General features: G+C 60.7%; 11 protein-coding genes. 7 read left to right on the top strand and 4 right to left on the bottom strand.

What is annotated here, in order from left to right; all coding sequences use genetic code 11:
- Positions 1 to 49: 49 nt before the first annotated feature.
- The 3 genes from plsY to ACZM8Y_RS02085 all read right to left on the bottom strand — a co-directional run bounded on the left by plsY (position 50) and on the right by ACZM8Y_RS02085 (position 4,381).
- On the bottom strand, positions 50 to 634 hold the full coding sequence (gene plsY / locus ACZM8Y_RS02095; RefSeq protein ID WP_479858821.1) for a glycerol-3-phosphate 1-O-acyltransferase PlsY: 585 nt from the start codon (positions 632 to 634) through the stop codon (positions 50 to 52).
- Positions 635 to 643: 9 nt separating this feature from the next.
- Positions 644 to 2,728 carry a ribonuclease catalytic domain-containing protein gene (locus tag ACZM8Y_RS02090; protein WP_482333571.1) on the bottom strand — a complete coding sequence of 695 codons (2,085 nt, stop codon included), beginning with the start codon at positions 2,726 to 2,728 and terminating at the stop codon, positions 644 to 646.
- A gap of 378 nt (positions 2,729 to 3,106) precedes the next feature.
- A complete protein-coding gene (locus tag ACZM8Y_RS02085) occupies positions 3,107 to 4,381 on the bottom strand; it encodes an IMP cyclohydrolase (protein WP_487480150.1) in 1,275 nt (424 codons plus the stop codon).
- Between the two features lie 219 nt (positions 4,382 to 4,600).
- On the opposite strand from ACZM8Y_RS02085, the gene ACZM8Y_RS02080 reads away from it, so the two are divergent.
- The 3 genes from ACZM8Y_RS02080 to ACZM8Y_RS02070 all read left to right on the top strand — a co-directional run bounded on the left by ACZM8Y_RS02080 (position 4,601) and on the right by ACZM8Y_RS02070 (position 8,001).
- Positions 4,601 to 4,972 carry a hypothetical protein gene (locus tag ACZM8Y_RS02080; protein WP_308770821.1) on the top strand — a complete coding sequence of 124 codons (372 nt, stop codon included), beginning with the start codon at positions 4,601 to 4,603 and terminating at the stop codon, positions 4,970 to 4,972.
- Positions 4,973 to 5,136: 164 nt separating this feature from the next.
- Entirely contained in the window at positions 5,137 to 6,417 is a 1,281-nt protein-coding gene (locus tag ACZM8Y_RS02075; protein WP_308770822.1) for an adenylosuccinate synthase, read from the top strand.
- A gap of 513 nt (positions 6,418 to 6,930) precedes the next feature.
- The gene (locus tag ACZM8Y_RS02070) at positions 6,931 to 8,001 is read left to right on the top strand and encodes a tRNA-specific 2-thiouridylase (protein WP_482333575.1); all 1,071 of its coding nucleotides are present in this window, start codon (positions 6,931 to 6,933) and stop codon (positions 7,999 to 8,001) included.
- 504 nt (positions 8,002 to 8,505) lie between these two features.
- Here ACZM8Y_RS02070 and ACZM8Y_RS02065 read toward each other — a convergent pair.
- Positions 8,506 to 9,012 (bottom strand): GNAT family N-acetyltransferase, encoded by a 507-nt coding sequence (locus ACZM8Y_RS02065; protein WP_482333579.1) that lies wholly within the window; start codon positions 9,010 to 9,012, stop codon positions 8,506 to 8,508.
- Positions 9,013 to 10,113: 1,101 nt separating this feature from the next.
- Here ACZM8Y_RS02065 and ahbC point away from each other — a divergent pair.
- From ahbC to ahbA, 4 genes are all read left to right on the top strand, one after another.
- Positions 10,114 to 11,301, top strand: coding sequence for a 12,18-didecarboxysiroheme deacetylase (ahbC, locus tag ACZM8Y_RS02060; protein ID WP_308770824.1), 1,188 nt, complete (start codon positions 10,114 to 10,116; stop codon positions 11,299 to 11,301).
- A 153-nt stretch (positions 11,302 to 11,454) separates the two neighbouring features.
- A complete protein-coding gene (gene hemB / locus ACZM8Y_RS02055; RefSeq protein WP_302552750.1) occupies positions 11,455 to 12,447 on the top strand; it encodes a porphobilinogen synthase in 993 nt (330 codons plus the stop codon).
- Positions 12,447 to 13,628 carry a heme b synthase gene (gene ahbD, locus ACZM8Y_RS02050; protein ID WP_479858827.1) on the top strand — a complete coding sequence of 394 codons (1,182 nt, stop codon included), beginning with the start codon at positions 12,447 to 12,449 and terminating at the stop codon, positions 13,626 to 13,628. The genes hemB and ahbD overlap by 1 nt, the downstream gene beginning before the upstream one ends.
- Positions 13,625 to 14,089, top strand: coding sequence for a siroheme decarboxylase subunit alpha (gene ahbA / locus ACZM8Y_RS02045; protein WP_302552751.1), 465 nt, complete (start codon positions 13,625 to 13,627; stop codon positions 14,087 to 14,089). The genes ahbD and ahbA overlap by 4 nt, the downstream gene beginning before the upstream one ends.
- Positions 14,090 to 14,394: the final 305 nt, after the last annotated feature.

Genomic DNA, 14,394 nt, shown 5'->3' with positions numbered 1-14,394 from the left:
GCCTTTCTCCAGAAAGGTTCCTCCTCCCTTCCCCCGATTCCATAATCACTTACTTCTTAATCCACGTCTTTTCCTCGCCCTTGGCGAGACGGCGGATGTTTTCTCGGTGGCTCCAGAAGACCAGCGCGAGGATGATCAGCGAGAGCGGCAGGAGGCTGAATTTGCCGGAAAGGGCCAGCAGGATGGGCATGGCCGTTACGAGGGCCAGCGAGCCGAGCGAAACGAAGCCGGAACGCCAGATCAGGAACAGGCAAATGCAGACGGCGATGAGGAGCTGCCAGAACGCCAGCGGGATAAGCACGCCGATGGAGGTCGCCACCGCCTTGCCGCCCTTGAAGCCGAGGAAGCAGGAGTAGAGATGCCCAAGGATCGCCGCCAGCGCCGTGAGCGTCCAGACGAGCTCCGACGTCGAATACTGCATGGCGACGAAGACCGGGATGGCGCCTTTCAGGAGGTCACAGGCAAGCGTGGCCGCCCCCCATGCCTTTCCGCAGAGGCGCGCTACGTTGGTCGCCCCCACGTTGCCGCTCCCGGCCGTGCGGGGGTCGATGCGGCAGAAGGTTTTGGCGAAGACCAGGCCGAACGGGACGGAACCGATGCAGTAGGTAAGGCATATCCACAGGATGTCGAACATGGCGTTTCCTTAGATTTCTCTGGTTTCCAGAAGCTGGAAGTCGTTTTGCAGAGGATGCACCTTGCCGAGGCGGATTTCAAGCTCCTGCCCCGGATGCGCGCGCTCGCCGAAGAACTGGCGGCGTGCCCGGACGATCATCTGTTCCTTGGGCATGTTGACGGTGACGAAGGCGTCGTTTTCATCAGTGATGACGGCGGGCCACCAGCGGTCGCCCTGCTGCTTGAAATAGAGCAGCTTCCAGTAGCGGGGCCGGAAACGCTGCACCTGCCCGGCGGCGTCGAGATGCGCATTGAGCAGGGGAAGCAGGGCATCGAGCTCTTCCTTGCTCCAGCGCGGCTTGCCGTCCCGGAGCTGGGAAATGATCTGCGTTTCGTTGATCATGTCAGGATAGCGGCGCAGCGGGGACGTGGACGGCGCATACATCGCTTCCCCAAGCCCTGCATGGGGGCGTGGATTGGTTTCCAGCACGGCGGGCGCCAGCGCCTTGACCACACGGGCGATTTCAAGGGGCGTCTGCCAGATGCCTGAAAATTCCTTGGGGATGGCGACGTCCTGCGTCCGGTGGAGCAGGGCGACGCCGTGTTCCTTGGCCCATGCCGCCAGCGCCGCGTTGGCCAGAACCATCAGTTCGGAAACGAGCAGGTGGGCTTTGGGCGCGGGCGGATCTTCATCCAGCGAAACGGTGACGTTTTCGCCGTCCCCTTCAAGGCTGATCACGATGTCCGGGCGCTCGATGATGACGGCGCCCTTTTCGATGCGGCGTTCCTGATGGGCCCGCGCAAGTTCGAGGGCCTGCCGGAGCTGCCCCAGATAGGGGGACGCCGGGGACTCCCCGCCGTCCAGCGCGGTTTCGCAATCCTCATAGCATAGGTTCGCCGCAAGCCGGGCATAGCCGACGCGCGGCTCGCACGCGGTCACGAGCCCGTCGGCCCCCACGGTGCATTCGATGAGCAGGGAAGGCCGCGTCTTTTGGGCGAGCAGGCTGTAGGCCCCGGTGCCGAGGGCTTCCGGCAGCATGTGGTGGGTGGCTTCCGGCAGATAGATGCTGGTGGCGCGGCTGAAGACGGCCTTGTCCAGCTTCCCCCCGAAGGGCCAGCGGAAGGCGGGGCAGGCCAGCGCCAACGTCAGGTTCCAGCCGCCGCCGGGACGGGCTTCGATGAAGAAGGCGTCGTCCACGTCGCGGGTGGTCGGGGCGTCGATGCTGATGATGGGACTGTCCGGGAAGGTCGGCTCTTGCCGTTCGTCCTCCTCCGCTTTCGCAAGCAGCGCATCCAGCTCGTCCCGGTGCCCTTCGCTCCAGCCGTTGCCGGGGGCGTATCCGGCCCTGTCCAGCCAATAGTTGTGGTGCGGTTCCACGAGCCCCCATGCCTGCGCGAGGTGGAGCGGCATGAAGGGATCGTCGGGCAGCCCCTTGACCATGAGCCTCCAGAGCCCGTCATCCTCCGAGGTATCGGGATCGGCGATGCGGTTCATGATGGTGCGGCGCAGCCGTTCGCGGACATCGGGCTCCAGCGATTCGGCGGCCCGTTCTGGGGACTGCGTGCTTTTTTTCTGGTGGATTTCCCACAGCAGGCGGATGAAGGCGCTGCCCTTGTTGACGAGCTCTTCACGCTTGCGGGCGGCTTCCTGTTCGGCCATGCGGACGGCGACGACGCTTTCGGGGTAAACTTCAAAATTCGGCGGGTTGAACTTGAAATGGCTCTTGGCCTGCATGAGCGCGTGCCCGCAGGCCGCCACAGCGTCCATGTCCGGATCGCTCATGGCGAGTTCCGCGAACCATTGGGCCGGAGCCTGTTCCACTTCGCCCTGCGCCAGTTCCCAGAGTTCCAGCGGATCGACGTTGGCGACCTCCCGGCGGCTCTTGTGGCGTTCGAGGATTTCCAGCGCCGCGTCGCGGGAGCAGTTCTTTTCGTAGGCCGGGCCGGGCCACGGCAGGATGCGCGCGGCTTGCAGGGCCGTTTCCCGGCGGTTCGGAAGCAGTAGGCGGAGCCTGCCGTTCTGTTCCTCCAGCACCCATGCGATCTGGGGCGCGTTGCCCTGCATGAATTCAACCACACACCCCGCGCCGGGGTAACGAACCAAGCCTTGAACCATCTTGAATCCTTCTGTTGCCGGGGGAGGGAGGAACCTTTTCGGGGAAAGGCTCCCTCCCCCGAAAACCTTCCTGTCTCCCTCCCAAAAATTGTTTTGGTGCAGGGGAAAGGCGGCCTTTTTATCCTATGAGAAGATTCCGCACACGCAAGGGCCCCGGCCTGTACGGGCAGGCGGCGATGGCGGCGTCACGGGATATTCCGCACACGCAAGAACCCCGGCGTCATACATCCTCATTACCGAATGTCCCGCGGGATATTCCGCCACACGCAAGGGCCCCGGAAAGGCCGTAGCCTGAACATCCGCGCCCTCTTTGCCTTTATGGAATCCCTGAGAGGGGAAGGGGGCTCCTTCATTTTGAAAGGGCCCCTTCCCATCTTCTTAGTGCTTGAACGAACGTTGCCCGGTGAAGACCATCGCCACCTGAGGGGAGGCTTCGTTGACGGCCCCGATGACCTCGTAGTCGCGGAGGGAGCCGCCGGGCTGCGCGATGGCGGTCACGCCCTGCGCGATGCACACGTCCACGCCGTCGCGGAAGGGGAAGAAGCCGTCGGAGACGAGCACCGTACCGGCGAGGCCGCCCTTGGCCTTTTGGGTGTCCGCTTCGATGGCGGCGAGCTGCCCGGCGGCTTCGGCGTCTTCCTTCGCCTTGAGCTTGAGCTCATAGAGCGTCATGCCGTGGCGGGTAAAGGCCAGCGTGTCCGCGTACTTGGTGTACGCCTTGAAGATGGCCAGCTCCACGCAGCCCACGCGATCCTGCTCGCCGGTGCCGATGGCGACCGTGGCGCCGTTGCGGGCGAAGATGACCGAGTTGGAGGTCACGCCCGCTTCCACGGCCCACGCGAAGACGAGGTCGTCGGCTTCCTGCGGGGTGGGCTTGCGGGCGGAGACGGTCAGGCCGTCCTTGGTGGTGGCGACCGCCGGGATGAAGTCCTCGGCGGAACGGATGCGGTTCACGAAGGACTGCTGGAGGATGATGCCGCCGTCGGCCATGCTTTTGACGTCAAGGAAAGGGACGCCCGCGAGTTCGCCGAGGCGGGCGAGGGCAGGCAGCTTGAAAATACGGAGGTTTTTGCGGGAGGCGAGCTTTTCGAGAACGCCTTCCTCAAAGTCGGGGGCGGCGACCACTTCAAAATAATTGGCGGCGATGAGGTCGGCGGCCTGCATGTCCAGCGGGCGGTTGACGACCACGGCCCCGCCGAAGGCGGCGATGCGGTCGCACCAGAAGGCCCTGGTCAGGGCGTCGCCCACGCTTTCCTTCGACCACGCCGCGCCGCAGGGGTTGTTGTGCTTGAGGATGACGGCGGCGGGGCGTTCCGCGAGGTACTGGAGGATGTTGCAGCCGTTGTCCACGTCGGTGAGGTTGGTCTTGCCGGGGTGCTTCCCGGCCTGCAGCATCTGCGCCTCGGTGAGGGCGGACATGATGCCCTGCGGCCCGCGCCATTCGACGCCGTCGATGGCGAGTCTGCCGGATTCCATTTCATACAGGGCGGCGGGCTGATCGGGGTTTTCGCCGTAACGCAGCCCCTTGGTTTCGCCGTCGATGTGCCATGTGCGTTTCTTGTAGGTGAGCACGGCGTCGCCGAGCGTGATGGTCATGGTGTCCGGGAAGGTGTCCTTCAATACGGTCCGATACATATCTTTGAGGCTGGACATGGCGTCTCCTGAGGTTGGTCGGGTAAAAGCGGATCGGTATCCCCTATCATAACCCGCGCTGGCGGGCAAATTCCATTTGAACCCCTCGGCGGATTGGCGTAGCATGTCGCGGGTGTGCGGCAAGGGAAGAGGCGCGGGGATGTTCCGCCGCCTTGCCCGGAAGGCCGCCGAGGCGCTCATGCCGCCCCCTGCATCCCGTTCGAGGAGGAAGCCCCCCTTATGGAACAGCTTTTGATCAAAATGGCCCGCCAGCTCGATGCGCTGGACGAGGCTTCCCTTTTGGCGCTCTGGGACAAGTACGCCGCCGCCGTTTCCCACTTCGAGCCTACGAAGCGCTGGGAAGAGGCGGCGTTGGTTCTTTCGTTCATTCAGGCCAAGCGGTGGAAAAACCAGCTTTTCAATTACAGTTGGTCGGCGCAGGTGCATCCCGGCGCGGCCTCGCAGCCCGTGGCGGATCCGGGCTTTTTCCCTGCCCCCCCGAAGGAAGCCCCCGTTCCCGCAAAGCCCAGGCGCAAGGCCACGGTCATCCCGTTCCGCCCGCACCGCAGCCCGGAGCCGGACGCCTCCAAAGAGCCCGGCGGAAAAGGCTGAGGACGCAGGAAAACCGTTTTTTCGGCCCGATTCACGTTGACGATCCCGCTGAACCTTTGTAGACTCCAAGCTGGATCTTCATGGACTGTTGCGGGTTTCCCCCCAGCGATCCTGACGGATCGGAAACGCGAAGCATAGTGAATACAGGTATCAAGGAGTAACCCATGTCCAATGTGGTGATCGTCGGCGTCCAGTGGGGCGACGAGGGAAAGGGCAAGTTCGTCGATCTTCTGGCTCAGGAAATCGACTACGTGGTCCGCTTTCAAGGCGGAAACAACGCGGGGCATACCGTCATTGTGGACGGCAAGAAAGCCGCGCTCCATCTTGTTCCCTCGGGCATTCTGCACGAAGGCAAGATCTGCCTGATCGGAAACGGCGTCGTCCTTGATCCCGTCGTGTTCGTGGAAGAACTCGATACCCTCATCGGGCAGGGCGTGGACGTTTCCCCGAAACGCCTCAAAATCAGTTCAAAGACCCACCTCATCATGCCGTACCACAAGCTGCTGGACAAGGCCCGCGAGAACAAGCTCGAAAAGGGCCAGAAGATCGGGACTACCGGCCGCGGCATCGGCCCCTGCTATGAGGACAAGGTGGCCCGCGTGGGGGTGCGCGCCTCGGATCTGGCCGATCCCGGCCTGCTCAAAGCGAAGATCGCCGCCGCCCTCAAGGAAAAGAACGTCCTGTTCACGGCGCTGTACGGCGTTGAAGCCTTGTCTGTTGACGCCGTGTTCGATGAAGTGATGGCCGTCGCGCCGCGCATCATCCCGCATCTGACGGACGTGTCCTCCGAGCTTGAACAGGCATGGGGCGAAGGCAAGAGCGTGCTCTTCGAGGGCGCGCAGGGCATCCATCTGGACATCGATCACGGGACGTATCCCTTCGTCACCTCGTCCAATACCGTATCCGGCAACGCCGCCGCCGGTTCCGGCGTGGGCCCGGACAAGCTCGACCGCATCATCGGCATCCTCAAGGCCTACACCACCCGCGTGGGCGAGGGGCCGTTCCCGACGGAACTCCACGATGCCACCGGCGAGCTGCTCCGCACCAACGGGGGCGAATTCGGCGTGACCACCGGCCGCCCGCGCCGCTGCGGTTGGCAGGACATTCCGGTGCTGCGCGAGAGCGCCCGTCTGAACGGCCTCACCGACATCGCACTGACCAAGCTGGACGTGCTGTCCGGGTTCGATACGATCCAGATCTGCGTGGCCTATGACTACAAGGGCAAGCGCATGGACTATCCTCCGCAGGAGCAGGGCGCGCTTGACCTTGTGACCCCGGTTTACGAATCCATGCCCGGCTGGAAGGAAGACATCACCGCGTGCAAGACGTGGGACGAGCTCCCCGAAGCCGCCCGCGCCTATGTGCAGCGCCTTGAGCAGCTTTCCGGCGTGCCGGTCAGCATGGTATCCGTCGGCCCCGACCGCAATCAGACTATTTTCAGATAGAAGGGAAAAGGCACGGGGGAGGAACCTTTCTGAAGAAAGGTTTCCTCACCCGGATCCCCTCTTCCAAAGGCTTTCGACCAGTGGGGAGGGAGCCTTTTTCTGATGCTTTTTGAAAGCGTTCAGTTGTTGTTTTGATGTGTCATGGCGCCATTTCCATTGAAAATGCGGATGGCTCCAGCGGGGAGGTTGCTCGACGGCAACCTCCTTTTTCTTTATAGAAAACGTACCTCATGTATTTGACTCTTCCGTGAAAGTCTTGGGAGATGGGGGAGGGGAGAACGGTTCCCGCTTTTTTTGGGGGGGGACGTTTCCTTGCGCTCATTTTTCAAAGGCTGTGCCATAGAAAATGGTTGATGCTTTATTTCTCAAAATTCCAAGGGAATAACCGATAAAATACTCCAACCGTAGAGCCCGTCAACGGAAAAATGAGAGAGAAAAGCTCCTCTTTTCACCATATTGTGGAGATGAAACAACCACATTCCATGACAGAGCTTTTTCAAAAAGGATTTCTTTATGACGATAGCCGTAGCCGTAAGCGGCGGGGCGGACAGCCTGTATGCGATGGCGTCCCTGCAGCGCGAATATCCGGGACAGGTGATTGCCTTCCATGCCCTCCAGAAAGACACCCCGCCGGAGGATGATCCCGTTCCGGGGCTTGAGGCTTCGTGCCGAGCCTTGGGTGTGCCTTTGCATATCCTTGATTTGCAGGAGGCGTTTTTCCGGCAGATCGTCCGGCCTTTCGCGGAGGGGTACGCCCACGGGGAAACGCCCAACCCGTGCGTCCGGTGCAACGCGCTGGTGAAGTTCGGGTTGTGGATGGATGAAGCCCGCAAGCTCGGCGCGGACAGGTTGGCGACCGGTCACTATGTTTCCCTTGCCGAGCATCCCCGTTATGGCATGGCGCTGCGTCAGGGGGCGGACGAGGCCAAGGATCAGAGCTATTTTCTTGCCCTGACGCCCATGAGCCGCCTGAAAAATGCGGTGTTTCCCCTTGCCCGCATCCGTAAGAGCGAGGTTCGTGCCGCGCTTGCGGAATGGGGGCTTTCGGTTCCGCTGCCCCGCGAGAGCCAAGAAATCTGTTTCGTGCCCGGCGACGATTACCGCTCCTTTCTCAAGGGGATCGGCGTGCGCCTTCCCGCCGGGGGGCCGATGGTTCTGCTCGACGGGCACGTCGTGGGCAGGCACGGCGGCCTTTGGCAGTATACCGAGGGGCAGCGCCGTGGGCTTGGCGTATCGTGGACGGAACCGCTGTACGTCATCGGCAAGGATCGTTCCCGCAACGCGCTGTTGCTTGGGACGGCCGGCGAGCTTCCCGTCAACGCGTGCGCGGCCGGCGAATTGAATTTCCTTGTCCCCCCGGAGCTCTGGCCTCACGAACTGCGGGTACGCACCCGGTACCGCCAGAAGGCGGTTCCGGCGGACGTCCGGCTTGTTGGCGGCGGCGAGAGCGGCATGGACGCCACGGCCCGGATGCTTATCCGGTTCCACCAGCCGCAGCTCCCCTCCGCCCCCGGTCAGCTTGCCGCCGTTTTCGACGAACACGGGCATGTGCTCGCCGGGGGGATCATCTGCAAGGAACGGTAGGGCTGTTGAAGAAGGCCCTGTCACGGGGTGGAGATGTGGCTGTTTCCTCTCTACGGAGTAGAGTAACATACAGCTTTTTTCTCCCGTGTTCCGTTGGCGGGCTCCATAGCTGAAGCGTGTTTTGGGCATCTCTTGAGGCTTTTTTGGGGGTAACCTCAAGAAATAGGCTCTGTCATAGTACATGGTTGTTTTTGTTTCAGCAATATACTGAAAATATATGCTTTTTTCCTGAATTTCCGCTGGTGGGCTCTGCGATTGGGGGATTTTATTGGTTATTTCTTTGGAATTTCAAGGAAATAAAGCATCAACCGTTTTCTATGACACAGCCAAGAAATAAAGCGGCGGCCTTTTCCTTTGGCCCGGCCTTGAAGGAATCAAGGATGGGGAAGAGGGGGAAGCCCTTGGCAGGGGGGCTTTTCCCTCCCATGCCCCTTTTCCGCCTTCCAAGGTTTTCGGTCGGCGCGGGGCGAAGCGGCAGCCGCGCTGTAAGCCCGTTGCCGCAGTTCAGCCCTTATCGTCTTCAAGCGGGGGAGCTTCGCTTGTTGCGGCATACAGGCGCATGGGAACCCGGTCATCGCCGATGGCCATTGTCAGGAATTCCCACCCGCATTTTTCATAAAACGCCGTGTGTTCCGTCACCAGATACAGCTTGAAAATCCCTCTTTTTTTGAGATCGCTGCGGACAAAGCCCAGAATGGCTTTCGCGATGCCTCTGCCGCGATAGGCTTCTTCGACAAAAAGGGCGCACAGGTTCGGCGCCAAGTCTTTCCGGTCATGGAAGTCGTTCTCTATGACGCCCGCCCCGGCGATGATGTCCCCTTCTTCATTCAGGACGATATACCATTGCGGTATTTCCGTTTTGCGGCTGATGCAGTCTGCCATGCTCTCACGATAGGCTGGGGTGGGGATTCCCCATTTGTCGCTGAACCAGCAGGCGGCTTTCTCCAAAAGGGAAGGCTGCTCCCTCAGGCAAACGACTTGGCCGTATTCCATAGCGGTATTCTCCGTCATATGCGTCAATCTTTCAGGAAACTTTCCCTCATCTTGTGCAGGGTTGTCCAGCGTAGAGCCCCGGTACAGGATCAGATGGCTCTTTTTCCATGAGCAATAGCCGGTTGTGCTTGGTAGAGCCCGGTGCGGAGTGAGGGGCAAAGAGATGCACCGCGGACATCAGCGTCGCCGGGAGGGCCCCGGCGCGGAGTCATAAGGTTCCTTTTTCATAGGCTTATAGTATCTGGTTGTTTCATCTCCACAGTGCGGTGGAAAATACAGCCTTTTTCCGGTTTTCCCCTTAGCGGGATCTGCGGCTAAGGCCTTTTTTCCGGTTATCCCTTTGGAACTTCAAGGAAAAAAGCGTCAACCATTTTCTATAACACGGCCTTTCCATGAGCAAGAACTGTTCACGCTTGGTGGAACCCCAGCGCACAGTGAAGGGCAGTCCCCCCATGCGTTTATGTGCGGGGGCGGTGCATCCCACTTTTCGCTGACCGGACGGGTATTGCCCCCATGTGTTTGTACGCGGGCTGGGCAGGGCCCCGGTGCAGGGTAAGGGATGGACAGGGAGGCGATAAGGCCAAAAGTCTTTAAAAGGAAGCGGAGGGGGAACATGGGGGGCCTTTTCCATAAGGCTGTGTCATAGTATATGGTTGTTTTGTTTTAGCAATATACTGAAAATATGTGCTTTTTCTCCAAATTTTCCGCTGGTGGGCTCTGTGGTTGGGGGATTTTATTGGTTATTTCTTTGGAATTTCAAGGAAATAAAGCATTAACCGTTTTCTATGACACAGCCTTCCATAAAGGTTCCCCCTCCCGGTCTTCGGTTTATCCCTTTTCCATTGCGCGCCTTTTCCTGACAAGGCCCCTGGAGATATTCGCTCATCTGATGTTTTTTGAACTATTTCATCTGTTGTTTAAAGTCGTTATGGCGTCATTTCCTTTGAGGGCATGAATCTCTCGGCCCTTGACCCATATGGCGAGCAATAGTATTTCTTTGCATTACCGCGTACTGTGGCGTGTGGATCACGCATGGCGCGATACGAAAGGCTGACAGACACCCCCTGCGGGGGGCGTTTCTTTCTAGACGATTTTTGCGAACTATCTCAAGGAGTCCTCATGATCGGCATTTCCAAATTGTACTGCGGGCAGGTGGAGCCTTCCGACGCTCTGCGTTACGGTCGGCATTCCAGCCAGCTCCCTTCCCACCTGCTTCAGTTCTCCGAAGACAAGAAGCCGGTGGTGGTCTGGAACATGACCCGCCGCTGCAACCTCAAGTGCGTGCACTGTTACGCTCAGGCCGTCGATCCTGACGGCAAGGATGAAATCTCCACGGAACAGGGCAAGGCCATCATCTCCGATCTCGCCGCATACGGCGCCCCGGTCATGCTGTTCTCCGGCGGCGAGCCGCTGGTCCGTCAGGATCTGCCGGAACTCGCCAGCTACGCCACCGAAAAGGGGATGCGTGCGGTCATCTCGACCAACGGCACCCTGATCACCAAGGAAAAGGCCCGCGAGCTCAAGGCCATCAACCTGTCCTATGTGGGCATCTCGCTGGACGGCGCCGAAGAAATCCACGACAAGTTCCGCGGCGTGCCGAACTCCTTCAAAAAGGCGATTGAAGGCCTTGAAAACTGTAAGGCCGAGGGCCTCAAGGTCGGCCTGCGCTTCACCATCAACAAGCGCAACGTGGTTGAAATCCCGAAGGTCTTCAAGCTGCTGCGCGAGCTTGAAGTGCCGCGCATTTGCTTCTACCACCTCGTCTACTCCGGCCGCGGTTCCGAAATGATCAAGGAAGACCTCAACCACGCGGAAACCCGTTCCGTGGTCGATCTGATCATGGACGAAACCCGCGCCCTGTTCGATGCCGGGATGCCGAAGGAAGTCCTCACCGTGGACAATCACGCCGACGGCCCCTATGTCTGGATGCGTATGCTGAAGGAAGATCCCAAGCGCGCCGAGGAAGTGTTCCAGCTTCTCCAGTACAACGAGGGCAACAGCTCCGGGCGCGGCATCGGCTGTATCTCGTGGGACGGCAAAGTCCATGCCGACCAGTTCTGGCGCAACCATACCTTCGGCAATGTGCTTGAACGCCCGTTCTCCGAAATCTGGGACGATCCGAAGATCGAACTGCTCCACAAGATGAAGAACAAGAAGGCCCATGTGAAGGGGCGCTGTGCCTCCTGCCGCTTCCTGAATATCTGCGGCGGCAACTTCCGCGCCCGCGCCGAAGCCTATTACGGCGACGAATGGGCGCAGGATCCCGCCTGTTACCTGACCGACGACGAAATCCGCCGCCCTGAATAAGGGAGGGGCGCGGGGAGAGGCTGGCTTTCCCCGCGCTTTTGCGGAATGTTTGGAGGGCGGGGAGGCTTGGGCCGCAAGGATGGGAAGCGGTGGCTCTCTGGAAGGCGGGAACAGCGGTGTTCTTGCCTGTTATCATAAAAAGGACAATGTGTTATGAACGAATTTTATCGTGGGCGCCGTCTGCGCCGCAATCCCGTGATCCGTGAAATGGTGCGTGAGACGCAACTGTCCGCCGCTGACCTTATGATGCTGTATTTTGTGGTGGATACTACGGATGAGGATTTCAAGAAGGAAATCCCGTCCATGCCGGGCCAGTACCAGCTTTCTCTCAAGCAGCTTGAAAAGGCCGTGGGCGAAGCCGTGGACGCGGGGCTGCGTTCGCTCATGCTGTTCGGCATCCCCAAGCACAAGGACGCCATCGCCAGCGAAGCCTATGCCCCGAACGGCATCGTACAGCGCGCCATCCGCATGCTCAAGGCGAAGTGGCCCTCCCTACAGGTCGTGACCGACGTGTGCCTGTGCGAATACACTTCGCACGGGCATTGCGGCATCCTGAAGGAAGGCGACACCTGCGGCGAAGTGGTGAACGATCCCACGCTGGAACTGCTTGCCAAGACCGCCCTCAGCCATGTCGAGGCCGGTGCGGACATGGTGGCGCCTTCCGACATGATGGACGGGCGCATCCTGGCTATCCGCGAAACGCTGGACAAGGCCGGGTATGTGAATACGCCGATCATGTCCTATGCTGTGAAATATGCCTCCGCGTTCTACGGCCCGTTCCGTGACGCGGCGGAATCCGCCCCGCATCACGGCGACCGCAAGACCTATCAGATGGACCCCGCCAACGCGATGGAAGGCTTGCGCGAAGCCGCCGCCGACATCGACGAGGGCGCGGACATCGTCATGGTGAAGCCCGCAGGCCCCTATCTGGACGTCATCCGCATGGTGCGCGACAACTTTGACGTGCCGGTCGCCGCCTATCAGGTGAGCGGCGAATACGCCATGATCAAGGCCGCCGCCATCAACGGCTGGATCGATGAAGAGAAGGTTGTTCTGGAAGCGCTGCTCGGCATCCGCCGTGCCGGGGCCAAGCTCATCCTGACCTACTATGCGGAAGAGGCCCTCAAGAAAGGATGGGTGCGCTGATGAATTGCCATGAGCCGCCATGCGGCATGGGGCGGGAAGAGTCCCAGTCCGGCACCGGGCATCCCGGCGGCCGCACCGGGCATCCGGGCGGTATGCCCGCCGGCCCGCGCACGCTTGAGGACGGTTCCCCGCTGTGCCGCCTTATCGCGTGGGAAGTGACCCGCTCCTGCAACCTTGCCTGTAAACACTGCCGGGCCGAGGCGCACCCGGAACCCTATCCGGGCGAGCTGTCCACGGAAGAAGCCAAGGCGCTGATCGATACCTTCCCGAACGTGGGCAACCCGATCATCATCTTTACCGGCGGCGATCCCATGATCCGCCCCGATGTCTACGAGCTGATCGCCTATGCCGGTTCCAAGGGCCTGCGCTGCGTGATGTCCCCCAACGGGACGCTCATCACGCCGGAAGCCGCCCGCAAGATCAAGGAAGCGGGCGTACAGCGCTGTTCGATCTCCATCGACGGATACAACGCCGAGAAACACGATGCGTTCCGTTGTGTGCCCGGCGCGTTCGACGCCACCATGCGCGGCATTGAGCATCTCAAGGCCGCGGGTGTGGAGTTTCAGATCAATACCACGGTCACTCGTGATAACCTGCATGATTTCAAGAAGATATTTGAACTCTGCGAGCGCATCGGCGCGGCGGCGTGGCATATCTTCCTGCTGGTGCCGATGGGCCGGGCCGCCGAGCTTGCGGATCAGGTGATCACGGCGCAGGAATACGAGGACGTGCTGCACTGGTTCTATGACTTCCGCAAGACGACCTCCATGCACCTCAAGGCCACCTGCGCACCGCACTACTACCGCATCATGCGCCAGCGCGCCCGTGAGGAAGGCGTCTCCGTAACGCCCGCCACGTTCGGCATGGACGCCATGACGCGCGGCTGTCTCGGCGGCACGGGGTTCTGTTTCATCAGCCATGTGGGGCAGGTTCAGCCGTGCGGGTATCTGACGCTCGACTGCGGCAACGTCCGCACGACGCCGTTCCCGGAAATCTGGCGCAAATCCAAGCCGTTCCTTCAGTTCCGCGATCAGTCCGAGTACAAGGGCAAGTGCGGGATCTGCGAGTTCCATAAGGTGTGCGGCGGCTGCCGCGCCCGCGCGTGGAGCATGGACGGCGACTACATGGGCGAGGAGCCCTTGTGCACGTACCAGCCCCGCAAAGCGAAGGAGGCGGAATGACGGAAGTGACTCTCGACACGATGGACAAGCGCATCTTGGACATCATCCAGACGGATTTCCCGCTGGAGCCACGGCCTTACGCCATCATTGCGGAGCGTCTCGGCATCACGGAGCAGGAAGCGCTTGATCGTGTGAACGCCCTGCGCAAGTCCCGGATCATCCGGCGTCTGGGGGCCAATTTCCAGTCAGCCAAGCTCGGTTTCCGTTCCACGCTGTGCGCGGCCAAGGTTCCGGCGGACAAGATGGACGCCTTTATCGCCGAAGTGAACCGGCATGTGGGCGTGACGCACAACTATTTGCGCCGCCATGCCTACAACGTCTGGTTTTCCGCAATCGGCCCCTCGTGGGAGGCCGTGTGCGCCATGCTTGACGACATTACCGCCAAGACGGGCATTCCGATCCTCAACCTGCCCGCCACGAAGCTGTACAAGATCCGCGTTGATTTTCAGATGGAAGGGTAAGACGAATCGGGGGAAGGGAGGGGGAAACTTTCTGGAGAAAGTTTCCCCCTCCCTTCCCCCGTACCCCCTTCCCTCCCTCTTCAAAGACTTTTGCCCTTATCGAATCCTTGTCCCCGGCATTCCCGTTTGCAGGGGCCCGCCTTTGGGACATGGATTTGAAAAGGCAGTAGGGGCAAGGCGCGACGCCGCTCAAACGGATTTTCCCATACAAAGGGCATACACCGGACGGGCCCGTTACGCCGCACAAAGCCGGACTGAGGCCCGTTACGAAAGTCTTGGGAGGGAGAGGGGTGGGGTTTGGGGAG

This window comes from Bilophila sp. (assembly GCF_057864385.1).
The sequence above is the reverse complement of the archived record's forward strand: the minus strand, read 5'-3'. Positions and strand labels throughout refer to the sequence as shown.